The organism is Pseudoalteromonas arabiensis (assembly GCF_001550155.1).
Lineage (GTDB): Bacteria > Pseudomonadota > Gammaproteobacteria > Enterobacterales > Alteromonadaceae > Pseudoalteromonas > Pseudoalteromonas arabiensis.
On record NZ_LRUF01000007.1, the window covers coordinates 61,575 to 87,665 of the forward strand.

Annotated in this window: 16 protein-coding genes and 1 riboswitch; of the genes, 10 read left to right on the forward strand and 6 right to left on the reverse strand. The window is 40.9% G+C overall.

Features of this window, described 5'->3' with window-relative positions; translation table 11 throughout:
- Positions 1-6: 6 nt before the first annotated feature.
- Positions 7-621, forward strand: coding sequence for a hypothetical protein (locus PAARA_RS02410; RefSeq protein WP_062567487.1), 615 nt, complete (start codon positions 7-9; stop codon positions 619-621).
- Positions 622-671: 50 nt separating this feature from the next.
- On the opposite strand, the gene PAARA_RS02415 is transcribed toward PAARA_RS02410, so the two are convergent.
- Positions 672-3,182, reverse strand: a complete 2,511-nt coding sequence (locus PAARA_RS02415; RefSeq protein WP_062567488.1) for a zinc-dependent metalloprotease — start codon at positions 3,180-3,182, stop codon at positions 672-674.
- Between the two features lie 254 nt (positions 3,183-3,436).
- On the opposite strand from PAARA_RS02415, the gene PAARA_RS02420 reads away from it, so the two are divergent.
- From PAARA_RS02420 to PAARA_RS02440, 5 genes are all read left to right on the forward strand, one after another.
- A complete protein-coding gene (locus PAARA_RS02420) occupies positions 3,437-4,612 on the forward strand; it encodes an efflux RND transporter periplasmic adaptor subunit (protein ID WP_062567489.1) in 1,176 nt (391 codons plus the stop codon).
- 9 nt (positions 4,613-4,621) lie between these two features.
- Positions 4,622-7,759 (forward strand): efflux RND transporter permease subunit, encoded by a 3,138-nt coding sequence (locus PAARA_RS02425; RefSeq protein ID WP_062567490.1) that lies wholly within the window; start codon positions 4,622-4,624, stop codon positions 7,757-7,759.
- Positions 7,760-7,882: 123 nt separating this feature from the next.
- Positions 7,883-7,973: riboswitch (cyclic di-GMP riboswitch) on the forward strand.
- A gap of 113 nt (positions 7,974-8,086) precedes the next feature.
- Entirely contained in the window at positions 8,087-8,656 is a 570-nt protein-coding gene (locus tag PAARA_RS02430) for a hypothetical protein (protein ID WP_062567491.1), read from the forward strand.
- Between the two features lie 109 nt (positions 8,657-8,765).
- Complete coding sequence (locus PAARA_RS02435) at positions 8,766-10,841, forward strand: S9 family peptidase (RefSeq protein WP_062567549.1); 2,076 nt, start codon at positions 8,766-8,768, stop codon at positions 10,839-10,841.
- A 56-nt stretch (positions 10,842-10,897) separates the two neighbouring features.
- Positions 10,898-11,308: a hypothetical protein gene (locus PAARA_RS02440; RefSeq protein WP_062567492.1), complete on the forward strand. Its 411-nt coding sequence runs from the start codon at positions 10,898-10,900 to the stop codon at positions 11,306-11,308.
- A 64-nt stretch (positions 11,309-11,372) separates the two neighbouring features.
- On the opposite strand, the gene PAARA_RS02445 is transcribed toward PAARA_RS02440, so the two are convergent.
- On the reverse strand, positions 11,373-12,104 hold the full coding sequence (locus tag PAARA_RS02445) for a LytR/AlgR family response regulator transcription factor (protein WP_083515237.1): 732 nt from the start codon (positions 12,102-12,104) through the stop codon (positions 11,373-11,375).
- Between the two features lie 216 nt (positions 12,105-12,320).
- Here PAARA_RS02445 and PAARA_RS02450 point away from each other — a divergent pair, with 216 nt between their 5' ends.
- Complete coding sequence (locus PAARA_RS02450) at positions 12,321-15,251, forward strand: TonB-dependent receptor domain-containing protein (protein ID WP_062567493.1); 2,931 nt, start codon at positions 12,321-12,323, stop codon at positions 15,249-15,251.
- Between the two features lie 434 nt (positions 15,252-15,685).
- On the opposite strand, the gene PAARA_RS02455 is transcribed toward PAARA_RS02450, so the two are convergent.
- Complete coding sequence (locus PAARA_RS02455) at positions 15,686-16,159, reverse strand: Dps family protein (RefSeq protein ID WP_062567494.1); 474 nt, start codon at positions 16,157-16,159, stop codon at positions 15,686-15,688.
- Positions 16,160-16,530: 371 nt separating this feature from the next.
- Here PAARA_RS02455 and PAARA_RS02460 point away from each other — a divergent pair, with 371 nt between their 5' ends.
- Entirely contained in the window at positions 16,531-16,740 is a 210-nt protein-coding gene (locus tag PAARA_RS02460) for a hypothetical protein (RefSeq protein ID WP_062567495.1), read from the forward strand.
- A 7-nt stretch (positions 16,741-16,747) separates the two neighbouring features.
- On the opposite strand, the gene PAARA_RS02465 is transcribed toward PAARA_RS02460, so the two are convergent.
- Together PAARA_RS02465 and PAARA_RS02470 are read right to left on the reverse strand one after the other, a co-directional pair.
- Positions 16,748-17,350, reverse strand: coding sequence for a PGAP1-like alpha/beta domain-containing protein (locus PAARA_RS02465; protein WP_062567496.1), 603 nt, complete (start codon positions 17,348-17,350; stop codon positions 16,748-16,750).
- Positions 17,351-17,358: 8 nt separating this feature from the next.
- Entirely contained in the window at positions 17,359-17,895 is a 537-nt protein-coding gene (locus tag PAARA_RS02470; RefSeq protein WP_062567497.1) for a YaeQ family protein, read from the reverse strand.
- Positions 17,896-17,987: 92 nt separating this feature from the next.
- On the opposite strand from PAARA_RS02470, the gene ylqF reads away from it, so the two are divergent.
- Both ylqF and PAARA_RS02480 read left to right on the forward strand, forming a co-directional pair.
- Entirely contained in the window at positions 17,988-18,932 is a 945-nt protein-coding gene (gene ylqF / locus PAARA_RS02475) for a ribosome biogenesis GTPase YlqF (protein WP_062567498.1), read from the forward strand.
- 736 nt (positions 18,933-19,668) lie between these two features.
- Positions 19,669-23,121 (forward strand): PAS domain-containing hybrid sensor histidine kinase/response regulator, encoded by a 3,453-nt coding sequence (locus PAARA_RS02480; protein WP_062567499.1) that lies wholly within the window; start codon positions 19,669-19,671, stop codon positions 23,119-23,121.
- Here PAARA_RS02480 and PAARA_RS02485 read toward each other — a convergent pair.
- Entirely contained in the window at positions 23,118-26,090 is a 2,973-nt protein-coding gene (locus tag PAARA_RS02485; RefSeq protein WP_062567500.1) for a DUF3857 domain-containing transglutaminase family protein, read from the reverse strand. The two genes, PAARA_RS02480 and PAARA_RS02485, sit on opposite strands and share 4 nt — an antisense overlap.
- Between the last annotated feature and the right edge of the window lies 1 nt (position 26,091).

The window sequence follows — 26,091 nt, forward strand, 5'->3', positions numbered from 1 at the left end:
GTTGTTTTGGCGCACTTTTTGCCGATTATTTCATGTTTTATTCTAGCGTTTAGCTTTTATCCGCTATTAAATAAGATTCGTAAAAATCGTAGTGTGTCGGGCGTATCACTGTTGATGATGAGTTTTGGTGTCGCACAGAGCATCTACTTCATTACTTACAATTTATATTTTCAACGTTTTTACATGGTACTGCCGTTTATTGTAACGGGCATGCTCAGCGGTTTAATTCTCTATTACTTTGTTCGATATAACGCAGCTCGCCAGCAGCGACTGCAGTTAGCAGGATTGTTGGTGCTATGTGTTGTACCGTTTACTTTGTTGCTCAGTCCGACGCTTGATATGGCCACTGTACTTAACTGGTTAACTTATGTTGGCTTGGTGATGAGTTCGATTCGTGTTATGCCGCAAACTTATAAAACCATTAAAAGTGGTGATATTAGTAATTTAAGTGCTCGTTATTTTAGTCTGCAATTTATTGCTGGTAGTTGTGGCCTTGGCGCTGAGCTGTCGATGGTGGCACCGAGTGTATCGCATATTTTAACGTTTGTGATGATCTTACTAACAAATGCGGCACAACTTGGCTGTATCCAATATTATAAATCACGCCCTGCAATGGCATAGGCGAAACAATGAGTAAAAAGGCTGCCAATTGGCAGCCTTTTTACTGTTGGTTAAGCGTCTAATGCTTTGCTAATTAAGCGATTAATATATTGTTTATGCGCTTTAGCAGCAGTATCTGCTCCCCAAGGAGTGCTGATATCAGCAATTTGGTTAAGTTGATAAAGAGCCGCAGCTTTAGCGAGATTATCGTGCTTACTGGCTTTAGTTAAACCGGCAATGGCAATCAGTTGATTCACATACTCAACTTGTAAGTTATGACTTAACGTATTTGCTTTTTTGCCGTCGACAAAAATGCTTGCTGTTAAGTCATTCATAAATTGGTTAAGTGAATACTCATTACCATATATAGCACTGTCTGAAATACGCAGCATCACAGCAGGGTGTAATAGCTGGGCAAGTACCAGCTTTTGCATGCCTAAAATCATACCATGTGGTTTAGGATCTTCATTTTTACCATAGTGATTAAAACCGCGGCGCTGTTGTAGCAGGTAGTTATAAAGTGGTTGCATGCTAGCAAGTACATGTGGAGAGAACACTTTGTCGGCTAAAATCTGCATTGCCTGTTGTTGGCGTTCAAGTGACACAGGAGTCAATGGCGCGCCATTTTTATCATCACCTACGACATTGCGTTCTACATAAACACCACCTATTTGACGCGACACCACGCCTGCTTGTGTTCTATAGCTAGCAAATAAAATATTAGCTGAGGTAACAAGCTGTTGGTATGACTCACCTTCAACGGTGGCTTTATCTTTCAATTCAGAAAACAGCGTATTGATAAGTGCCATGCGATCATCTGCATAAGCTGCAGGGTTAGATGACATATCGCCAATCATTACACGAGGGTCGATATGGCGACCCGGAGCACGCATGTCGTCAGCATCATTACCAAATGCGAGTGCATGCTCTGATGAGCGAGCAAGAATTTTTTCAAGGCGCTGTTGCTCAGCATCTGCATCGGCTAGTGCTTGGCTGTAGCCATATTCAATCGCCCAGTCATCATAAGGGCCTGGCTTAGTTTGGAATATATCGCCTTGTTGCATGCCAATAGGCGCAATGTTGGCTGGCGCATAATCCATCACCGAGCCTGTCACGATACCTTGCGTTTTACTCTTGTCGTGAACTTCTTTTTCATCCCATAAAATCGATGACTTCATGTTGTGGTTTAACCCCAGTGTGTGACCTACTTCATGGAGAATAAGCTGGGTTAAGCCTTGACGTAAAATTTCTTTATCTTCAATACTTGCTCTAGTCCCTAAGCCTTTTGCAAGTAGCATGTTTTCTTGAATAGTGTGACCTAATGAACAGTGTAAGTTAGGATTATTTTCGTCAGAGGTTAATGAGGCTGCGCCTTGCGTATATAAGGTCTCGTACATCCAGCGATTTTTCATAAAAACATACTCTAACATGATGTCAGAGCCTAAGATCTCGCCGGTTATTGGATTAGCAAGGGCAGGTCCATAACCACCAAAAGGTGGGCGTGGAGAGGCTGTCCAGCGTAATACGTTGTAGTTTATATCGCCAGCATCCCAATCTGCATCGTCAGGTTGAATTTTTACTTGAATAGCGTTTTTAATGCCTGCTTTTTCAAATGAGGGGTTCCATGCAAGCACGGCGTCGCGAATCGTGTCACGCCACTCAATAGGGGTGGTGTTTTCAATCCACCAAGTAATTGGTTTGACTGGCTCAGAAAGTGCAGCTGTAGGGTCTTTCTTTTGTAAATCCCAACGTTTGATAACGTCCTCGTAAGGTGCCCAGTCAGCAGAAGTCATATTATCAAATTGGTTTGTAAAGTAACCGATACGCGCATCATCATGGCGTGGCTGATAATTATTTTTTGGTAAAGCAACAAAGGAGTGTTGTACTTTAATCGATACATTACGAGGATCACTTATTGCTGTAGAGCCACGCACGCTTGGATTGGCATTGGTAAACACATAATCGACAGTGATATCTAAATTGTTGGGGTAAGGACGATGCTGAACAATGCGCGATTTTTTATCGTCTAATTTTCCTAATTTGAAACGCTTTTTAGCATTTTTATCGTCTGGATTTGGCCAAGGAGATACCTTATGTAGTGCTTCACTTATAAGCAGTTTATCAACATTAAATGCTATTTTATCGTCTTCTTCTTTCTCAATTTTGATGCTAGCGAGCACTGCTTCACTGATATTTGCATCAGCAGAGCGAGCCAGAGCGGAGTGTTGATCAAATTTATAACGAGGGGTTTTGCTTATAATATCAATACGGTCAAAATACTTTCTAAATTCAATGAGTTTTGTTTCACGGTACGCGCCTCTGAAGTGACCCGCATCGGTCACACCATCTACGGTATGTGCAAAATAGACAAAGGGTGTATCAAGTTGTGATTGGTCTATGACCATTAGGTTTTCACCTGTTTTTTCATCTTGATAAAGAGTAAAAATACCGGAGTATTCGGTTTTATCTTTAATCATCTCAGCCAGTGTTTCAGGCTTTTTGTCCTCTTTTTTGGCTGCAAGTGCATGGCCATTTATGGCAAAAGCAATGCTTAACGCCACAGCAATATTGGTTGTTTTCATTTTTAGTCGTTCCATTTGTTTTTTTCAGGCACGAGTTTAATGAAATTGCTAATTGATAGAAGTTTGTTTGTTAACAAGTGTAAAGCGCTCTCTCTAATGTCATGAAAAGTTGAGAGTTTTATTTAGTAACAAATTATTTTTAGCTGTTGTAGGTGTATTAGGCTCTTTTTGTAACAGTTACTTACAAATGTCACATTAATGTTTCTGTCAGCTTTGGTATGATAGAGGCAGTAAAAATTTAAAAGGTGTAAGTTATGCGCACGAATGTATTGAAATGGATGTTACCATTTGCTGCTTTAGCCCTTGGTATTGCTGGTTTTGTAGGTATTAATGCTATTGCCCAAGAGCCACAAGATAAAGAGGTGGTTGACTCTAGACCCCTTGTTCGAGTGGAAGCTATCTCAAGTGATGACCATCAAGTTATTATTAACAGTTATGGTGAAGTTAGACCGCTTGAAAGTACTCTGCTTGCATCTCAAGTCGCAGGTGAAGTCACAAGCTGGCATCCAAACTTTGTTGCAGGTGGCATTGTTGCTCGTGGTGAAGTGTTATTCACGATTGAAAAAGACAATTACGAGGCCGCTGTATTACAAGCCGAAGCATCATTGGCGAGTGCTCAAGCTGCATTAATTGAAGAGCAAGCACAAGCAAAGGTCGCGCTCGATGAAGCTAAGCGTTATCCAGAACGTGAGCGTACGGACTTATTTTTACGTAAGCCACAAGTTCTAAGTGCGCAAGCTGCGGTTAAATCGGCTCAAGCTGCACTGAAACGTGCAGAGCGAGATTTAGCACGATGTGAAGTTAAAGCTCCTTATGATGCGTTGGTGATAAGTCGTGAAATTGGTGTGGGTCAATATATTAATGTAGGCAGTCAGGTTGCTGAGTTAAACAATATTGAAAGTGCTGAAATTATTGTCCCTATCGCAGGATTCGACAGCGTATTTTTACCTAAACGAATTAAAGGCATTAAGGCTACGATTATCAATAAAGGCCTAAATAGCTTTACCCGTGAAGCGGTGGTGGACCGTGACTTGGGTGTCGTTGATAACGCAACACGTATGAGCAACTTGGTCGTTCGTGTCGATGACCCATATGGTTTAAAGCATGATGTACAACCCATTAAATTTGGCGCTTATGTGCAAGTTAATTTTGCCGGTGCCACATTGCAAAATATCTATCGCTTACCGCAATCATTGGTTAATAATCAAACCGTTTGGGTGGTTAACGATGAGCAAAAACTAGAGCCACGTAAAGTGACTGTTGTTCGCGAAGAAGGTGAATATTTTTATATTAGCGATGGCTTAAATATTGATGATCAGCTTGTACTGACACTGCCTGAGTATCCGCAAGCGGGTATGGAAGTAAAAGTAGCCGGTATGCAAGAAATGACAAGCGATGCAGGTGAAACTGCTGCTGTCGAAAAGCTGTAAGGTGGCTGTATGAGTGATACAACAACACAGAAGCAGCCTGGTTTAATCGCCTATTTTGCTAATAACTCGGTCGCTGCAAACTTAATGATGTTTTTTATCCTTGCTATGGGGATACTAAGTTACTTTACTATTCAGCGTCAGATGTTTCCGAATATTGAGATCAATTATATTGAGGTGCAAGCTAATTACCCAGGGGCATCACCACAAGAAATTGAAGAAAGTATTCTGATTAAAATTGAAGAGTCGCTCAAAGATGTGACCGAAATTAAACGTGGTGTTTACCGCGCATTCCGTAACAATGGGCGTGCTAGCTTAGAAATTAATACCGATGCAGAATTAACCGACGTTCTTGATAAAGTAAAACTTCGCGTTGACGGAATTGCGACCTTTCCTGCGGGGATGGAGCCGGTGACAATTAGTCAGGTCGAGTTTCGTCAAGATGTTATTGGGATGACATTAGTCGGTGATGTGCCACTCACAGAATTAAAGCCAATAGCTAATCAAATTGAAGATGAGTTATTGCAGTTATCCAATGTGTCTTTGGTGCAAAATGATGTGCCGCTTGATGAAATTGCAATTGAAATTGATCCAGATTCTCTGCGCCAATATAACTTAACATTAAGCGATGTTGCTAATGCCGTACGCCGCTACTCAGCGAATATTTCAGCAGGTCAATTACGCACTGATGCAGGAATTATTTCTGTACGTGTTGAAAACCAATATTACAGTGGTGATGAGTTCCGTCAAATCCCTGTAAAGGTGGGAGCTAACGGTGCGAAAGTCTTGTTACAAGACATTGCTGTTATTAAAGACCAGTTCACAGAGGGTGAGCGTTACTTTAAATTCAATGGTGAAAATGCAGTGTATTTATCGGTTAAAGCAACGAAAGAGCAAAATATGATCCCCGTTGCTGACTCGGTGAAAGCATACATAGATAAAAAGAACAAAGAGCTGCCTGTGGGTTTACGTCTAGAACCACTGATGGACATGACGTATTACTTGAATGCGCGTTTAGACATGATGAAAAGCAACCTTTTTCAAGGCGCTATCTTAGTGGCTATCATGTTGTCTATCTTCTTGCGCTTTAAACTAGCACTTTGGGTAATGATTGGTTTACCAATTTGTTTCTTAGGTGCCATGATGATGATGCCTGTTTTTGGTATCACTATTAACATTGTATCCCTATTTGCGTTTATTATGGTGCTGGGTATTGTCGTTGACGATGCAATTGTCATAGGGGAAAGTGCCTACACTGAGATAGAGAAAAAAGGGGGCGGCGTCGTTAACGTTGTGAACGGTGCCAAACGTGTAGCAACTCCGGCAACGTTTGGGGTATTAACGACGATTGCTGTATTTGCGCCATTTACTTTATCAAGCGGCCCTGAGAGTGCTTTTTTCTATGGTATCGCGGTCGTCGTTATTTTATGTCTGGTATTCAGTTTAATAGAATCAAAGCTTATTCTACCTGCGCACATTGCCCATACTCACTTTCCACCTATTAACCCTGAGAGTTGGCGAGCACGTTTTAACAAGCGCTTCTTTAACTTTGTGAATGGCCCGTATAAACGCTTTATTGAGCGTTGTGTTGAATGGCGTTGGTTAGTGTTATTCTCATTTATTGGTCTTTTGATTTTGACATTCGCTTTAATTTCGTCAAATCAAGTACGTGTTGTACCAACACCAAAAGTCCCCCATGATTTTCCGCAAATTAACCTAGAAATGAATGAAAATGCATCTGATATACAGACCATTGAAGCAATTCGTGAAATTGAAGCCATGGTTAAAAAGGTTGATCAAGAGACAGAACGTGAGTTTGGTCACACATTATTACGTGATATTTTGGTCTTTAATCAGGGGCGTACTGAAGCACAAATCTTAGCACCATTGGTAGATGAGGACTTGCGTCCATATAATGCTTTCGAGCTATCGCGACGTTGGCGTGAACAGATGCCAAACATTGCCGGTGTTAAATCATTGCAAATCTACGACGATGTAAATGGCGGCGGCAATGATGGCGAGTTTGGATACCTGCTTTATGGGCCCGATGTTGATACTTTAAATGATGCGGGTCGTCGTTTTATTCAGTTGCTGCAACAGCAAAAAGGCTTATTTGATATTAGCTCGACAATTGACCCTGCTAGTAAAGAAGTCCAACTTAGCTTAAAACCAGTTGCTTATGATTTAGGCTTAGACCTTGCCACAATTGCCAATCAAGTTGGTGCAAGTTTTTACGGCGGAGAAGCCCAGCGTGTAATTCGTCGTGGTGAAGAAGTACGTGTAATGGTGCGTTATCCTAAATTAACGCGTGAAGCATTTGCTTCTTTAAAACATGCGGTAGTGACGACACCTGCTGGCAAAGAAGTACTGCTTGGTGATGTGGTTGAGCTAACCGAAAAGCCAGGGATTAGTTATATTCGCCGTGAAGGTGGCTACCGTACTGTATATATCTACGGCAGCATTGACGAAGAAACCATAGAACCAGGTGAAGTGGTCAAGCAGGTCGACGACGTACTACTGCCAAAGCTTAAAGAAGAGTTCCCATCAGTGAAAACTGAATTAGGCGGTGCCATTGAAGAGCAGCAAGCACAGGCGAATGAGCAATTAATGTTTTTTGCTGCAGGGATGTTCTTAGTGTATATCTTACTTGCGGTGCCACTCAAAAGTTATTCACAACCATTGATCGTTATGTCGGTGATTCCGTTTAGCTTGACCGGTGCTATTTGGGGGCATTATTGGTTTGATTTAGATATTAGCTTAATGTCAGGCTTTGGCTTAATTGCTGCTGCAGGGGTGGTGATCAATGACTCTTTAGTTATGACTGACTTTGTGAACCAAGCTCGACGAGAGGGAATGTCAACTCGTCAAGCTGTTATTGAGGCAGGTTGTGCACGCTTTAGAGCAATTACTTTAACGTCAATTACAACCTTTGCTGGCGTACTCCCTATTATGTTTGAAACGAGTTTGCAGGCAAGGTTTGTTATTCCTATGGCAGTGGCCCTTGGTTTTGCAGTGATGTTTGCAACTCTCATTACATTGGTACTTGTTCCTTGCCTGTATATTGTGATGAGTGATGTAGGCCATGTGTTCTTACGTTTTTTCCGTTCAGTGAAAGAACTCATACCAAATCGACGTGCGGTAAGAGATTAATGACTAAGCCAACCTTCGGGTTGGCTTTTTTATAGCTTATTTGTGACTAGTAATTGCTTGTTATACATATCTTTCGGTTACATTCTTTTGTTTGATTTGTTTTCAACTGAGGATTATACTCATTTCAGTTTTTGGCAAACTAACCGAAAGGTTAGGACGCAAAGTTTCCGGTCTAAGGTTTTGATTACAAAGCTATGATAGCGGGGCCGCTGAAAAGCGCACATTCTTCGTGCTTTGGATCTATTGCCTCAAACTAAAATTGTATTTATTTTGTACGGCTGTTATTGGATAGTACCTACTAGCTGTTCTTAGGGTGTTACTTTGTTTATGCATATGTCACTGGCTTCTGGAAAGTGGTTGCCGATAGGTTGCTTAAATCATCATACTCAGCTTTTTGTTGGGGATAAGGTGGTTGTGACTTTTTATGATGCGCAAGGTGAGTTAGCTGATTTGTCATTTCAGTACCCTATTACTAGCTCTGATGAGGGTGAGCCTCATAATTGGCCTCGTTCAATTGCTGAGCATATAAATGTGCACATGCCCATGATTCGAGCAGGAAAAATAACAGAGCAGGGCCTCATAGTTGCATATCGGCTCAATCAGATTTATGCATTAGAAAGCACGGGTATAACCCATGTAAAAGTGGCATTTAACTGTATTGCGAAGTGCGAAAAGCAAATAAAGGATAAAAATCAAGAGTATGATTATGTTTATCCGCAAGCATGCAATGCTTACAGCTCAGGTGTAAAAGTACTACAACCAAAGACTGGCCATATTTATATGTGTAAACCTTGGCCGTATACAGAGTTTTGTCGTGTGAAAGAATCACATAACCCACTCTATGAACCTGGTGTGGGTAAAAGTTGGCCCATGGCATGGCAGCAAGTATCACATTGATAGTTTCCCCCTAAATGCTATTTAGCATTGTTTGGCCCACTCAATTTGAGTGGGCTTTTTTATTTCTGTGTTAGACTCGGGTCATTCGTTTTTAATCGTGGTTTTTCCTGTGTCGCAAAATTCTTATTCTCTGTCTTTATTAACGCCTACCCCTGTAGCTAAAAAACAACCTCATCAACTAACAGCTCATCAATTAACTCGTACTGATAATTACTACTGGATGCGTGATGATGAACGCGAGAATGTAGACGTGTTGGCACATTTACATGCAGAAAATGAATATTGTGAAAAACAGCTTGCCAGTATTAAACCACTACGAGAAGCGTTATTTAACGAACTAAAAGGGCAGATAGTTAAGGATGATAATACCTTTCCTGTAAAGGATGGCCAGTTCTGGTATCACTCAGAAGTTCGTGGTGATGATGAATATGCGCGCCATTACCGAAGTCGTTCAATTGAAGCCCGTGACAAGCAGTTATTGTTAGATGTAAACCAACTAGCCAGTGATTATGAGTTTTATGAACTAGGTGAAGTCGCAATTAGTCCTGATGAGCAATTACTTGCTTATTCTGAAGATACCGAAGGCCGCTGTATTTACACCGCGCGTTTTAAAAATATTGCCAATGGCGAAGTATTCAGCGATGTACTTGAAAACACAGAAGGGCAAATTGTTTGGGCTAACGACAGTAAAACAGTTTTTTATGTGAAAAAAGACCTACAAACTTTATTGGGTTTTCAGGTGTATCGCCATGTTTTAGGCACCCCACAAACCGATGATGTTTTAGTGTATGAAGAACAGGATAAAAGCTTTTTTCTAGGACTTGGCAAAAGTCGAGATGAAAGCTTAATTATTATTGATCTGGCTACGACTGAAACGAACGATACTTGGGTACTTGATGCTAACAATCCCGAGGGGGAGTTCAGCGCGTTAATGCCGCGTGAAGAAGGCCATGAATTTGATGTTGATAAGCTTGGCGATACTTTTTATATAGTCACAAATTGGCAAGCCAAAAACTTCCGTTTAATGACTGCCACAACCGACACAATTGCTACAAAAGAACAGTGGCAGGAGCATACTGCGCACCGTGATAATGTGTTATTGGAAGGGGTCGAAATATTCAATGACTATCTTATTTTAACTGAGCGAGAGCTTGGTCAAACCCGCTTTGTGGTTGTTGATAAGCAGGAAGAGCGACTCACATTAGAGTTTGATGACCCTTGTTATTATGCTGCAATAGCGATGAATCCTGAGCCTAACACTCGCTCTGCACGTATTTATTACTCAAGTCTAACAACACCAGGTTCATTGTATGATGTTGATTTAAAAACGGGCAACAAAACGTTATTAAAACAACAGCAAGTACTTGGTGAATTTGACCCAGAGCACTATCGTTCAGAACGACTAATGATCACCGTAAGAGATGGTGAGCAAGTACCAGTGTCATTGGTGTATCGTATTGATAAATTCAATCAAGATGGCTCTAACCCTTTGTTGCAATATGGGTATGGTGCTTATGGCGTTACCACGGATCCGAGTTTTTCTAGTTGTTTATTGAGCCTGCTTGATCGTGGTTTTGTTTATGCCATTGCCCATATTCGTGGCGGTGAAATGCTAGGTCGTCATTGGTATGAACAAGGTAAAAAACAGCATAAACAAAATAGCTTTAACGATTTTATTGATGTTACTCGCTCACTCACTGAGCAAGGCTATGCACATCCACAGAAGGTGTTTGCCTCAGGGGGAAGTGCTGGCGGTTTATTAATGGGGGCTGTGGTAAATCAAGCACCAGAGCTTTATTTAGGCGTGGGCTGTCACGTACCTTTTTTAGATGTGCTGACAACCATGCTTGATGAGAGTATTCCTCTTACAACGAATGAGTATGATGAGTGGGGTAACCCAAATGATCCCGACTTTTACGAAGTCATTAACGCTTATTCCCCATACGATAATATTACGGCTCAAGCCTACCCAAATATATTAGTAACGACGGGTTTTCATGACTCGCAAGTACAATACTGGGAGCCGATGAAATGGGTTGCGAAACTGCGTGAGATAAAAACAGACGACAATATTGTTGTGTTTAAAACGGATATGGATGCCGGACACGGAGGCGCTTCTGGACGCTTTAAAAGCCTTGAAGAGAAAGCGCTTGAAATGGCCTTTTTTATGGCTCTATTAGGTTGAAAATAACCATTTTAAAGCTAATATTACCTTAAACGTAGTAAGAGTGATGTTTGGTTATGTTTAAGCCCCATGGGGAGTGGTTTTATAAAATAAGCCCTCCTTGCGTATTTATTGAGTTTAGAGGCTGTGTTAATAAAGAGGCGTTTGTTGACTTCACGAATAAAATAGCAGACGAAATAACAGGCAACTCAATAAAAAACCTTCATCATTTAATAATAAATGTTAAGCAGTTTGAATTAGCCACCGCAGAAAGCGTTCATATAGCAAAAGCTTATTTTGAAACGGTTAAATCACGTGGCTATAAACAAGTTGATTATGTGGCACCTAATAGTGTGGCTCAAAGTTTGATAGAGTCTGTGTGGAAAGACAGTGGACTCAGGGTGACCTTTCATAAAGATATAAATAGCTTCCTTGAAATTAATCCGCAGTGTGAAGAAATGCGAGCTTGGTTAGAGTCAGCAACATAAACTATAAGCCTGCCCATTTGGGTTTTTATTAAATGAGCTTGCAAAGTACCCAATAGGTTATTGCTCAGATCCCCAAAATACCTTCTAGATTCATTTTAAAACGGCGCGATAAATTTAAAATCGCGTTGCTTTTTAAAATGACTTTATAATCACCACAGTCGGTCGGTATCAACTCACTGATTGCTTTTTTACGAACTAAAGTAGAGCGATGAATACGAATAAACCCCTTACTTGCCAGCTTCTCTGTTAAGTTTTTCATCGTTTCGCGGTGTAATATTGGGCGAGGACTATCTTGGCAATGCAACTCTACATAGTTACCAGCTCCATTTATCCATACGATTTCTTCAATATCAACAAGCCTCACTTTGCCTACATCTCGGACGATTAAATAGGAGTTTTCTTGTTCTTGTACGTGTTCTTGATGATGTGCGCTGGCAAGGGGGCATAAATGAATAAGCTTCTCAAAACACTGATTTATCCGCATAGAATTTGCAGTTGTAAGTATAAAGTCAATAGCACCTATTTCATAAGCTAAGTTAGCTAATTGCGCCGAATCAGCAACAATAACAAGCTTTAAATGCTTGGCAAGCTCTGTTAGTTGTAGCAACTCAAGAGAGCTAGGCGATGAATTGAGTTGATAAAAAGCAACGTGAGTATTTTCAAAATTAAAACTGCTCATTTCATTAATGACAGTAATGGAGTGAAAACTATGGTGCCGTGTTATTGCGCTTTCAAGCATTTTTGCAAATTGCGGCTCTGCGATATGTATTATGCTGTTAAATAAAATGCTTTGCATTGTAGCTCCGAATGTAGCGTACCTGTTAAAAACAATAAGACCGTGTCTGTTCCTATTTTTTATTCAAATTATTTTACAATTTAGTTGTCCCTCAAAATATTCCGCTTATCCCTAATTTTAATCCGCTTACAAAATGCAGCTATCTGAAATGCATAAAGCCCAATAATGTGGCGAGCTGTAACTAAGTGGTTACAAATAATTTTCAGGGGAATTACCATGATAAAAAACGAAAAAAATCCACGTCCATTATTTGTCTATTCTGCAATTGCGATGGCAATGATGGGAGGCGTGTCGGTAAATGCGGTGGCACAGGATGAAGAATTAGAAAAGGTTGAGCGTATTCAAGTGACAGGGTCGCGAATTCGCTCTGCAGAAGCTATGTCTTCAGCCCCTATTCAAGTTGTTGATAGCTCGGCTATTGATGCTTCAGGTTCATTAAACATTCAAGACTTATTACTTGAAAACCCAGCATTTGGTACACCGGCAATTAGTCGTACAAACTCAAACTTCAATACTTCAAGTGCAGGTGTTGCGACGGTAGATTTACGTAACTTAGGCTCGAACAGAACGCTTGTACTTGTGAATGGCCGACGTTATGTTGCCGGTGTTCCTGGTAGCTCAGCCGTTGATTTAAATACCATACCAAGTCAGTTTATTGAACGTGTTGAAATTATGACTGGTGGTGCATCGTCGGTGTATGGTTCTGATGCTGTAGCGGGTGTAGTTAACTTTGTCCTTAAAGATGATTTTGAAGGAATAGAGTTTGAAGGCCAGTATGGTGAGTCTAAAGAAGGGGATGATCAATCTAGACAATTCTCAGTGACTTCTGGCTTTAGTGGCTTGGATGATAAAGGGAAAGTAATGTTTCACCTAGGTTATTCTGACCAAGGTGGTGTTTTTGCTCGAGACCGTTCACGTTCTTCTGTTGACCAAATTGCTCAAATTGCTTTTGAAAATAGCGAAACAGGACAAGCGAGTGATATTTTTGAAGCTGTACGTCCATTTTTCTCATCGTTTCCTCCACAGGGACGATTTGATGCGGGTGACACGCGCTTTACGTATAACAGCAACAACGTCTTACAAGACTCATTCAGCACCAATGGTGGTGACGGTGTTGAAGCAAATGGCTTTAACCGAAATGGTGTAAGGGCACTCGCAATTCCTACAGAGCGTTACTTGTTTGCATCTAACGGCAGCTACGATATTACCGATAAACATACGTTCTTTTTTGAAGGTACATATGCATCAACATCAACTCAGTCTGAGCTAGAACCTTTTCCTTTTGCTTCAGATGATATTTATGCTAACGGGCGTGTTCCTATCGAATTTTTGGTTAATGATGAGCTACTGCGTAATGCATTTGTACCGGATGAAATCTATAACGCAGCAACAGACACTGATGGTGATGGCTTAAGAGATATTTTCTTTGCAAAACGACTCTCTGATATTGGTAACCGTGGCGCACGAGCTGAGCGTGATACTTTCAGACTAGCAGTTGGTTTCCAAGGTGAAATTAACGATAGTTGGTTTTATGACACCTACTATGTATACGGTAAAACAAAAGAAGCGCAGCTTTCTAGTGGTTTAGTTAATGTACAAAGCTTTCGCCGAGGTTTAGAGGCTGTTATTGATAGCCAAGATTTAGACAATGATGGAATTACCAACGAAGCAATTTGTTTGGATGCTACTGCGAGAAGCTTTAATTGTGCTCCAGTCAATATTTTTGGTTTTAACTCTATGTCGCAAAGTGCAATAGACTTTGTTCGAGCGCCAAGCATGTTGTCGACTTCTGTAGAGCAAGAGATTATCGGTGGTAATATCACTGGTGATTTATTTGAATTACCTGCAGGTATGGTCGGTATTGCAGCAGGTTTTGAATATCGTGAAGAGTTCTCACGTAGTGAGTTTGATGCACTACAACAAGCTGGCTTAAATGCAGGTAATGCAATTCCTGCTACAGAAGGTGAGTTTGATGTAACAGAGTATTATGTAGAGGCTAATATTCCAGTACTTGAGTCTGTTACCATGAATGCAGCAATTCGTTTGTCTGATTATTCAACAGTAGGAAACACAGAAAGTTGGAATGTGGGTGTTGATTGGGAAGTTACTGAGGATTTACGTCTTCGTGCAACACGTGCTCGTTCTACTCGTGCCCCTAATATTGATGAACTATTTTCACCGCCTTCTCAAACTTTCCCTAGTGGCTTAAATGATCCTTGTGTAGGTGTCTCTAGTACGGGTGATGGTGCTCTGGGTGATGCGTGTCGTGCCGATGTTGGTATTGCAAATAACATCGCGACAAATGGTGAGTTTACGCTAAACCAGTCAGATTTACAGGGTATCAGTGGTTTCAATCGAGGTAATCCTGATTTAAAAGAGGAAGTGGGTGATTCCGTAACCGTGGGTGTAGTGTTTACACCTGAAAGCTTAATCTCTGGCTTAGATATCACAATCGACTATTTTGACATTGAAGTCACGGATGCGATTGTTTCTACACCACGCCAATTTATACTTTCGCAGTGTTATGGTGGCGGTGACGACAGCTTCTGTAACTTTATTACTCGTCGCAGTACAGCAGCAGGTAATAACAGTGCTGGCTCACTTGAGTTTATTGACAGTGGAGTATCAAATAGTGGTGGCTTAGGTACTGAAGGGGTTGATTTGACCTTAACTTACTCTCGCGACATCGGTCCTGGTCAATTCAGAACGCGTTTAGCGTATACTTACCTAATTGATGGTTACACAATTCCACTACCGGGTGCCGATAAAGATGAGTTTGCTGGTGAAGTAGGCTCTTCTGAGCATAAGGCTAACTGGAACTTTGGCTACAAGTATAATGATTTTGACTTTAATTGGAGCTTAACATTTATTGGTGATGCTGCTTTTGATGATCAATTCTTAAATTCGTTTGATAACATTCCTGCAGGGTCTGTAGGGGTTGGTTCCGTTACTTACCATGATGTTCAGGCAAGTTATCATATAACTGACTCAATAGAGTTGTATGCAGGTGCAAATAACTTATTTGATAAAGAACCACCACGTATCATTTCAGGTGTAACTGGTTCAGACACCGGCGCTGAAACTGATGCAGGTACGTATGATCCTATCGGTCGAACTGTCTATGTAGGTTTTAGAAGTAAGTTTTAAATAAGTGATTTAATGCCACTTATACCAATAAAAACGCCACTGATAACAGTGGCGTTGTTGTATCGAATAAGAGGCTTTAATGTAGATCATGAATCGCTTGTTGTTTAACGATTTTCCCTACGTAAAGCCCTCTTTTGAGGGCTTTTTATTTGCTCAAAGCGACTCTATAAATACTCATGCTTACTTAATGTCATTAAGTCATATGAATGATGGCTAATTCATATTTACAAGTTATTTGGTCATCCAGTCTGATTTAAAAAGGATATAGCTAGCAGGCTAAAATGCGCTTTATAAATGCAACCCGTTAAGCCCAATAAAAACGCCACTAATAACAGTGGCGTTGTTGTATTGATACTCAGAGTCTAATGTAGAAAATGAGTTATTCGTTATTTAACTATATTTCCTACGCAAGCCCTCCTAGAGGGCTTTTATACTTAACCTAGGTAAGATTTTAGCATCCAAACTAGCTTCTCTTGCTCTTTAATGTAGTCACTCATCAGCGCCGCAGAGCCTTCATCATCAGCATCACCTGCTTGAGATAAAATATCGCGTTGCATTTGAATGAGTGTACTGTAGCCTGCTAGTAAGTTTTCTACTGCAGCAGTGCCTTCAGTAATATTTTTTGCTTCGCTTATCTTACTTGCTTCAATGTACTCTGAAAATGCGTGTACTGGTGTGCCGCCTAAAGTCAGAATACGCTCCGCAATTTCATCAACTTTTTCAAGTAATAAGTTATAAATTTCTTCAAACTTAAGGTGTAATTCAAAAAAGTTACGACCTTTGATATTCCAATGAAAGCCACGTGCGTTCATGTATTGAATTTGGTAGCAGCTTAATAAAGAGTTTAGTGACTTTACGATATCTTCACTTTTTGCGCTGTTTAAACCAATTGCATTTACCTGTGACATAGATTGCTCCTTAAAAATAGCTGTTAATATTTTACTTTACTTGCTAGTGCGTGAGATTAAGTATTAGCCATTTCCAGTAATCTGTAAAATGGTTTAATTCGAACATGGTGATAGTTTAAACCTATCAATGGCTGTTTTAGTTAATTTTCACACTATCAAATAAGATTGGACGACCTATTACATAGGTTTGGGGCGAGAGAGCAAAAAATCTACCTAAATGCGTGATTATTTTAAAATAAGGCAGATAACATGATCTAAAACAAGGTTTGGATTGGCAAGCAACTAGTCTGATTTAGAAATTGATTTAGGTCAAAAAAACAACATTTCAGAAGCGCATAATGAGTTTACCGCATTTATTTAGGAGAAGAAAAATGGACGGTAAAACAGTGAAAGAAAACAAAGCTGAAATAGTGGTTGTTGTGATTGCATTACTTGCTTTTGTTATTGGTTTAGTAGGGCATTTAGCAGGTGCTAGCTTTGCAAATTTTGATACCTTTGGCTATATCGCTGCGCCTATCCCGCTTATTCTGGGTATTATCGTATTGATTTCATACAAAGTGGCAGCAAGTGCTGAAAAATAAGGCGCAATTAGTCTTTGTTGATAAGCTTTATAATGTAATCCATTACTTGGCGTGAGTAGATCATACTGGTGTGACTTAAATGAAACACCTTGTGCTCTGCCATGCCATTGAGCTTGGTTTCATCTATTAGCACTGTGCCATCAGAGACACTGCCTTTAGAAATTAATGGCATGAGCCCTATAGGTAAATCCCCAGCGATACTGTAAAGCTTTGCTTTAAATGGCCAGTCGCCGTTTTCAGACAATAAAAACTCGACACTATTTTTAAGTAGCATATCGAACCCTTTTTGCTGCATCTGTTTAGCAATATGGCTGCCTTTGTGTGGAGTGCCGAGCGTAATAACTTTTTCTACATAGTTGCTTTGCGAAGAATTCGCTTCAAGGTAAGCGCGTGCGATGAGCCCCCCCAAAGAGTGACACACCATGGCTGTTGGTTTGTCGCCAATGAAGTGATCAATCTTATCAAAAATAGCTGCTCTATTAGGGGATAGCGTGTTGTAGGTCAAATTAAGTATTTTTAACCCAGACTTTTCAAGGCGTGTACACAAGGGGCGCATGACAAAACCTGACATATAAAGTCCATGTAACACTACAACTTGTCTAATTGCCATCGCATACCTTACATCAATTGCTGAGGTTTAATTTCAATATTTGCTGTATCTGAGCTAACCCATACTTCACCATCTTGAATAGTGATTGTGAGCTTAATATTACGATCTGCCAGTGCAGCTAATGCCTGAGTCGCGGCATAATCGAGACTAAAAATACTTAAGTTTTTAAAATCATACAACTTAGGTTGATGCTTTTGCCACCAAATAGTTTGGTTATTCTCGCCGTAAGTATACAAAACAACCTGTTTGGCTTTATTGCAGGCTTTTTTCAGACGTTTTTCATCAGGTAAGCCGAGCTCAATCCAAAGCTCAATTTCTTCGCTGTAGTTTACGTGCCAAAGCTCGGGCTCATCATCAGCGCATAAGCCTTTGGTGAACTCTAAACCTTCACGGGCATTTAGCGCAAAAGCGAGTAAGCGGATCATCAGCCTTTGCTCGGTCTCTGATGGATGCTGTGCAAGGGTTAGATTGAAATCTTGATAAAGGTGGCGGTCCATATCGCTTAGCGATATTTGTGCTTTGATAATAGTTGATTTAAGAGCCATAACTGCTTACTTGAAAAAATTTGCGTCATTATAGCGCAATTCCAAGCTGAGCCAGTTAAAATAGCATGCAATTTATTTTTTAGGAGTAAAATATGGCCATCCAGTGGTTCCCAGGGCACATGAATAAAGCCCGTAATGAAATCAAAGAAATTATGCCACAAATGGATGTGATCATTGAGGTGCTTGATGCCCGTATTCCTTACAGCAGTGAAAACCCTATGGTAACAGCGCTGCGTGGCGATAAGCCGGTCATTAAAATCATGAATAAAGCTGACCTTGCAGATCCTAAATTAACACAAGCGTGGAAAGACTACTTTGAGCAGCAAAGTGGCGTTAAAGCGATTGATTTTGGTAATGATAAAGCAGGTGAAGTACATCGTATTAATGAGCTTTGTAAAAAATTAGTGCCGCATAAAGTGGGTGCTGATAAGCAAATTAAAGCCATGATTATGGGTATTCCCAATGTTGGTAAATCAACGCTAATTAATACACTGGCAGGCCGAATTGTAGCAAAAACGGGTAATGAACCTGCTGTAACCAAAGCCCAGCAACGGATTAAACTTGATGATGGCATTATGCTTTACGACACGCCAGGCATGTTATGGCCAAAAGTAGAAAACGAAAACTCAGGTTATCGGTTAGGGGCAACGGGTGCAATTCGTGATACGGCCATTGATTATGAAGAGGTGGCAAGCTACACCGCCGAATATTTACTGCATGCATATCCTGAGCTTTTAAAAAGCCGCTATAAAATTGATGAGCTACCAGAGTCTGACTGGGAGTTTGTTGAAATGGCAGGCAAAAAGCGTGGCTGTATTCGTGGTGGAAACCAGATCGATACTTATAAAATGTCTGAAATTCTTATTAACGAATTACGAGATGGCATTATTGGTCGCATTACCATGGAAACGCCAGCTATGCGTGAAGAAGAAGAGCAAATGGTTGCACAGCTTCGCGCTGCGTTAGAGGCAAAAAAAGCCGCTAAAGAAGAAGAGAAAAAGCAACGCCGTGCCCGTGCGCGTAAAAACCGTCGTTAAAAATAAAACGTTAATTTTTAGACATAAAAAAAGCCCTAAAAGGGCTTTTTTAGTTTCATATCTACCGTCACCGATATGAGCAATGTAGCAAGTAAAATAAGTAGGGGTACCCACATATTGCCAACATCAAGGGGCGTTGCGGCTAGCAATATGTGAGCTAAGCTTTAGCGTGGCGACACGTGTTTCAGGGTCTTGAAACAATCAGGTTATCCCGTACAAGTCATAATGCTCTTTCGTCTTGTTGATATTGATTATCAGTTAGATTTGTCGATCTGTCAATGACTAAATAAAAATAATTATCATTTCTATGTTTTGTTTTTCGACACGTTGATTACTTTATTTCAGACATAAAAAAAGCCCTGCAAGGGCTTTTTTAGTTTCATATCTACCGTCACCGATATGAGCAATGTAGCAAGTAGGTGATCACCTGTTGCCAACATCAAGGGGCGTTGCGGCTAGCAACAGGCGATCTTAGCTTTATCGTGGGCCACACGTGTTTCAGGGTCGAGAAACAAATCAGTTTATTCCGAACAAGTCATAAAGCGTTGTTGACTTGTTGATAGTGATTATCAATTAGATTTAACTATCTGTCAACAGCTAATTGCAAATAATTCTCATTTCTTTATATTTGTTTTTTAACCCCCTCAAATACAATGCATTAGCACTAAAGTTGGGCTGTAAATTATGACTAATAAAAACTATGCTGAAGCTATAATAATTAAAATAATCAAATACGATGTTCTCAATTTGGTCAATAAGCCTACTTGCGATTGTTTACCTAGCAATTCTATTTGCGGTTGCAGGTTGGGCTGATAAAAGAAAAGTACTGCCTTTTAAAGGTTTAACCTATGGCTTATCGCTTGGGGTATATTGTACATCTTGGGCGTTTTTTGGCACCACGGCACAAGCTGCATATAACGGCTGGTGGTTAGCACCGACTTATGCTGGCACTATTTTACTGTTTATTTTTGGCTGGCAGGTATATTGTCGCATTGCACATATTTGTCGACAGCAAAAAATAACGTCGATGGCAGATTTTATTGCCACCCGCTACGGACAATCTTCAAGTTTATCAGGGCTAATATCACTTATTTCTGTGATTGCGATTGTGCCTTATATCTCTTTACAGCTTAGTGCGACCGCACAAAGTATGAATTTACTTACCGACAGAGCCGTCACACAAAGTCATGAAGTGTGGGCCGATAGCACTTTTTACATCACGCTTGTCTTGGCGTTATTTGCTATTTTGTTTGGTGCAAGACGGCTAAAACCCAGTGAGCATAACCCAGGCCTTATTGCGAGTATTGCTTTTGAATCTGTGGTTAAGTTATTGGCATTTGCTGCAGTGGGTTTATATGTGTGCTTTGCATTATTTGACAGCCCCATGGCACTGTTTGAAAAAGCACAGGCGCTGAATATCGATCAGCAAGTTGCTGTAACACAAAGCCCAACCTATGTGTATGTTGCCCATACATTACTCGGTATTTTGGCAACCCTATGTCTGCCAAGGCAGTTTCACATGAGCTTTATCGAAAAAAATAACGATAAAGAATTGGCTTCGGCACGTTGGCTATTTCCGATTTACTTATTGCTTATCAATCTGTTTATTCTACCGATTGCATACGCCGGATTAATTTATTTTCAAGGTCAAGAAGTCGGTTACGATACCTTTGTACTGGCACTTCCTATGGCAGCTGACAATGCTTTTGTCGCATTACTGGCATTTTTAGGCGGCTTTTCAGCTGCAACTAGTATGGTAATTGTGTCATCAATTGTACTTTCTGTGATGATAACCAATGACTTTATAAATCAGTTTATTTTACGCCGCTCGCAGCTTACATCGAGTAGCCGTGGACTCGATAAAAATAACCTTCTACATGCGCGTAAAATCGTTATCGTACTCATTTTATTACTTAGTTATTTCACTCACCGGGTACTGGGCGAGAGCACAACGCTTGCTAATGTCGGTTTAATGTCGTTTACCTTGGTTGCACAATTTTCACCAGCTATGATTATTGGTCTGTGGTGGCGACAAGCCTCTTGTCGAGGTGCGCAGCTTGGTATACTAAGTGGCTTTATCATCTGGGGTTACACACTATTACTGCCAAACCTAGCAGGCGGCTTAGGTAACGATAGTTTATGGCTCGTGAATGGGCCTTGGGGAATTAGCTGGCTTGCACCCACCAATTTATTTTTATTAGGCATGGAAAGCATCAGTCAAGCCTTGCTGTTATCGTTAGGCGCTAATTGTTTAGTGTATTTTTTGGTGCCGTTGTTTAGTCGTGCAACATTGGCTGAGCGCTTGCAGAGTAATAAATTTGTTTCTCAATTAAGTGACTCACGGATCAGCAACCACCTACATCCACTTAGTTATCATGATTTAGGAGCTTTATTACAGCGATTTGCCGAGAAAGAGGCCGCGCAATCTTTGGTAAACCATTATTTTCCTGATGATAAAGGGAAGTGGAAGCGCCCTGCTAACGTTGAATTAGAGCTACTGGTTGAGCGTGAGATGTCAGCGGTGATTGGCGGGGCATCGGCACGGCTCATTTTAGATGTAGCTAAAAATGAGCAGCGCCAGCCACTAGAACAAGTTGCTGAGTTTGTTGATGAAGCAAGTCAAGTTCTTAAATTTAATCGTGATTTACTACAATCAACCATAGAAAACATCCAACAAGGGATCAGTGTAGTCGACAGTGAACTGCGACTTGTAGCGTGGAATCAAGGTTATAAGAATATGTTTGCTTACCCTGACGATGCTTTATATATAGGGCGTCCGGTGGCTGATATTATTCGTTTTAATGCTGAGCGTGGCCTGTTCAGGGGCGAAAGTATGACCAGCGAAGTTGAAAAACGTTTAGCGTATTTACGCCAAGGCAGTGCATATAAATATCAACGTTCGCACAATGATGGCCGTGTGTTTGAAATGCAAGGTAATCCACTGCCTGGAGGAGGGTTTGTAACAACCTATACCGATATTACTGAATTTGTTAAGCAACAGAAAGCGCTGACAGAAGCCAATGTCAGCCTTGAGGAAAAAGTAACAGCACGTACATTAGCACTTACTCAAGCAAATCAAGAGCTATCAAAGGCAAAGCTGGTGGCGGAACAAGCAACAGTCAGTAAAACACGCTTTTTTGCTGCTGCGAGTCATGATTTACTTCAGCCCTTCAATGCTGCGAGTTTGTTTTGTTCATTAATGAATGAAAAAGCACAAAGCACTGAGCTTAAAGAGCTAGCGATGAATATTAAAAATTCATTAGGCAGCGCTGAAGAACTGTTATCGAGTATTTTAGAACTAACGAAGCTCGATTCAGGTTCGTTTAAAGTACAAATGAGCGAGTTTGCAGCCAGCTCACTTGTAGAGCCGTTGCGCAATGATTATGAAGCGCTCGCAACTGATAAGGGCCTAAAGTTTATAATTGAGACTTGTGATGTGCGTTTGCATACTGATAAAGCGTTGTTACGCCGAGTATTGCGAAACTTACTCAGTAATGCCATTCGTTACACTGAGCGAGGCGAAGTACGTTTAAAAATGCATCATGACGATGATGATCATGTGTCCTTTATTGTTGAAGACACAGGAATAGGCATTGCTGCAAGTGATCAGCAAACCATTTTTCAAGAGTTTAAACAGCTTGGTGCTAAACCAAGTGCTGAAGGGTTAGGGCTAGGGCTTGCAATCACAAAGCGTATTTGCGACCTCTTAAAAATCCCTTTAGTGATGGGCTCTGAGCTTGGAAAAGGGACGCAATTTACCCTAACTCTGCCTTGTAGAGTGAGCGCTGCGCCAGCGCAAGCGAAAGGCGCAGAGGCATCACAAGAAACAGAGCTGGGGCAATTGCGCATTTGGCTGCTTGATAACGACCGAAACGTATTAGAGGCATTAAAGCAGTTACTCGAAAATTGGGGCTGCGAAATATCAACGGCCACTAACTTAGCGGAACTTGAGCAGTTAAAGGCAAGCCAAGCACTACCACAATTACTGATTATCGATTATCAGCTTGATGATGGGGTAACGGGCCTTGAAGTGATTGAGCAAGCAGCCCTTACTGCGTTACCTGCCATCGTTAATACCGCGAATCATGACGAAGGAATACGCGAGTTAGTGCTCGATGCGGGCTATCCATTGCTTTATAAGCCTCTGAAAGCGCCCGCTTTAAAACGCATGATTAAGCGACTGACTTAATCTGCGTTTTGCTCAGTTGCTGGGGGATTGGCTTTAATTAAGCGCTCTACCTCAGCGACAAACTTCTTATCTAAGTCATCTTCATGGCTCAAAAATAACAGCATTTCATCACCATTGTGGTCAATTACCGTTACCGTGGTGGTTAGTAGGGCACTTTTAGCATAATCAACGTTGAGTTCTTTAATGTCACTAAAGCGGCGCTGATCTTTTTCAAGTACACCTTGCTCATTTTCCCAGTAACTAAAAATGGTGTTTTCTGTGATGCCGTTTCCATCAGTTTTAAAATCGATAAATGCGTCACTATAAAAATAATGTACATTCTCGTTGGCGGGAATAATTTCTTTTCTTTTTAAAAAGTTAACCTGATAAGACCAAAGCTTATCACCCGTTACTATGGTTGAACTTGGCAACAAATATAGCTCATAAATTAAGCCATAAAATAACCAAGGCAACATGAATATCGACATGATAACCTGCCTCGCTCGCCATTGAGAGTGGTACTCAAGGGCCTGTTCCGGTTGCTTGAGGTTTTGAATGTAATTAACCAGTGGCAACCATAAAATGGGTGTCACTAAAAACAGCCAAGTACCATATTCCCAGTTATAGCTTAAGACTTCAGAAATGATAATCGCCAGCCATAACACGAACCCAACCGCAACGGGCATGATCTTATTTTTACCAAAGGTTTGCTCGCTGTGCTTGTAAAGCTCAAGTAACAACGGAATAAAAAACAGTGGTGCAAATATCCCTCGGGCAATCGGCATTATATGGCTTTGTTGTTGCTCTTTTATCGCTTTCCAGTTGCGATAGCTCCAGTAGTTAATGAATATTCCTAAGCTCAATAAGCTGTAAATAACAAACTTACTATTACTGACAGGGTAGAACTGTTGCTCAGCAAACACTGGGCGATTACTTGCTTCTATACGCCAAGCCGCAATGAAAAAGATGATTATCGCTAAGTAACTTAAAATAAAAACGCTATACCAATTAGTTTCTTCATCCGCTGATGTGGTTGTTGAGGTATTTGCGCCGTATTTAATGATGCCGTATTGGGTCGCGTTATTGAGTTTTTTGCGTTCGCTTAGGTAAAGGTCTATTTGATCGGCTGGAATATGATCCTGCTTAGCACTGTAATCAAAGAATAAGGTCAACACCGAGTCTTTAAATGTCACGCGTTTTTCGAGATGAAAAAATGGGTTATCGATCGTGACCTGCTCATCATCAAACTGCCAATTAGAGTCCGTAAAAGTAACCTCTATTGTTGTTTCGATATTATTGGGGTAACGAAACCACATTGGTGCATTGTTACGTTCTCGCTGTTCAGGTTTATAAACCGAGCTTCGAATGTCACTGGCGTAAAAGTTGTTTTTAAAATCATTACCATGAGGTCGCCAAAAGTTATCAATAGTATAGTGCTCATTGGTAATTAGCTGACCGGTGTCCTCTGGAGATTCAACCAGCATAGGTTTGGCTGTTTTTAAGCCTTTGTAGGTATCTTGATAATATTCTCGATAATCATCTTCTACGCTTTTTAAGCTGTTTTTAGCGATTGAGCTGCGGCGGCTAATTGCTTCAAAGTCGCCGTATTTATATTGAGTTGAGAAACCAACAGACTCATTGATACCTTCTGGGATCTGATAATTATCAAAAACCTGAACGCGTTTTAGGGCAGGCTCTGTGAACATACCTGTAAAGCCAGTTTCACCTTGCTTAATTATTAACGCGACATCGTAGTTCGGTTGAGCTAAATGTTCTAAATCGCCGCGCTGATACGAAATGGTCGGATCAAGCCAATAGCGTTTACCTTGGTGCTCTAAGGTGACAATCACATGGTCAAATAAACTAGGAGAGACAGGTAAGCTAGCAGTACGTTTTCTGTCTTCAGTGTTAACTAAAGCAGGGTGAGCCTCTACGCCGAGCGCTTTAAGTAAAGAAATGAGCAAGACGGTTTTATCTTTACAGTCGCCATAGCGCAGCGCCAAGGTTTCTGATGCAGGAGTAGGCTGGTGCGAGTTGGTGCCCATTTCTAGGCCTAAATAACGTACTTCTTCTTGACTAAAACGCAGGGCTGCGACAATTTGGGATTCTAAATCGGCATGTTGAAACTTAATTTGACGGGCAATTGTTTCAATAGTAGGGCTCACTTCGATGGCCGATTGGTACAAAGGTAACGACCAATTGACTACCTCTTGCCAATTATTTGCTTCAGAAAAATACACTTCTTTGTAAGGCGAATACCAATGCGGTACTTCGCTTGCGGAGCGAATGGTTGGCTCATTGTGTTGGCTAATTTGGTAGTCAAAACCGGTATCGAGCTTGGTTTTAGTAATTGGCGACTCACCATTCATAAAGTTGATATATAAGGGCGAAGGCTTTTGCCACTTTACTCGCATAAATTGCTGCACTATCGGCACCGACCAGTTTAGTGTGCGCATGGTGCTGAAGTGCTGATAAACCGGATTACTGCCCGAAACCGTATAGCTGTAATCTAAAATATCCATGATCCGCATATCATCAATAATGACATTTAGGCTTAAGGTGCCATTGTATATACGACTTGCTAAGTCGGTCTCGCGTTGTAACACCTGTAGCTCGGCACTATTTAGTTTATCTATATATTGACCGTCACGAATAATGCCTAAGCTATTGAGCGTAAGAGATTGATAATTTGGGTCAAAATCAATATTCAGCTGGCTTATATAATCAACCCCAGACTGATTGACCGCTCGCATTACGGTGCGATTAAAGCGTTGCTGTGGGGCTTGCTCAGATACCTGAAGCTGAGTGTCGAGCATCAGGTAGAAAGTCCCGTCTCGTATTTGGTCTCGAGGAATCTCAGGGATAAGTAACTCATGGTGTTTTACCCAGTTAGCTGCGGGCGCAATCTGATAGTCTTCAGCGGTTGCAAAACAGCTCACAAAGAATAAAAAAACAGCCAGTACCTTAAGTTGTAAGTGCATCCATTTCATT

Excerpts from the sequence above, each read along its gene's own strand:
- PAARA_RS02415 (WP_062567488.1), bottom strand. The coding sequence starts at position 3,182 with ATGAAAACAACCAATATTGCTGTGGCGTTAAGCATTGCTTTTGCCATA.
- PAARA_RS02420 (WP_062567489.1), top strand. The coding sequence starts at position 3,437 with ATGCGCACGAATGTATTGAAATGGATGTTACCATTTGCTGCTTTAGCC.
- PAARA_RS02425 (WP_062567490.1), top strand. The coding sequence starts at position 4,622 with ATGAGTGATACAACAACACAGAAGCAGCCTGGTTTAATCGCCTATTTT.
- PAARA_RS02430 (WP_062567491.1), top strand. The coding sequence starts at position 8,087 with ATGCATATGTCACTGGCTTCTGGAAAGTGGTTGCCGATAGGTTGCTTA.
- PAARA_RS02440 (WP_062567492.1), top strand. The coding sequence starts at position 10,898 with ATGTTTAAGCCCCATGGGGAGTGGTTTTATAAAATAAGCCCTCCTTGC.
- PAARA_RS02445 (WP_083515237.1), bottom strand. The coding sequence starts at position 12,104 with ATGCAAAGCATTTTATTTAACAGCATAATACATATCGCAGAGCCGCAA.
- PAARA_RS02450 (WP_062567493.1), top strand. The coding sequence starts at position 12,321 with ATGATAAAAAACGAAAAAAATCCACGTCCATTATTTGTCTATTCTGCA.
- PAARA_RS02455 (WP_062567494.1), bottom strand. The coding sequence starts at position 16,159 with ATGTCACAGGTAAATGCAATTGGTTTAAACAGCGCAAAAAGTGAAGAT.
- PAARA_RS02460 (WP_062567495.1), top strand. The coding sequence starts at position 16,531 with ATGGACGGTAAAACAGTGAAAGAAAACAAAGCTGAAATAGTGGTTGTT.
- PAARA_RS02465 (WP_062567496.1), bottom strand. The coding sequence starts at position 17,350 with ATGGCAATTAGACAAGTTGTAGTGTTACATGGACTTTATATGTCAGGT.
- PAARA_RS02470 (WP_062567497.1), bottom strand. The coding sequence starts at position 17,895 with ATGGCTCTTAAATCAACTATTATCAAAGCACAAATATCGCTAAGCGAT.
- ylqF (WP_062567498.1), top strand. The coding sequence starts at position 17,988 with ATGGCCATCCAGTGGTTCCCAGGGCACATGAATAAAGCCCGTAATGAA.
- PAARA_RS02480 (WP_062567499.1), top strand. The coding sequence starts at position 19,669 with ATGTTCTCAATTTGGTCAATAAGCCTACTTGCGATTGTTTACCTAGCA.
- PAARA_RS02485 (WP_062567500.1), bottom strand. The coding sequence starts at position 26,090 with ATGAAATGGATGCACTTACAACTTAAGGTACTGGCTGTTTTTTTATTC.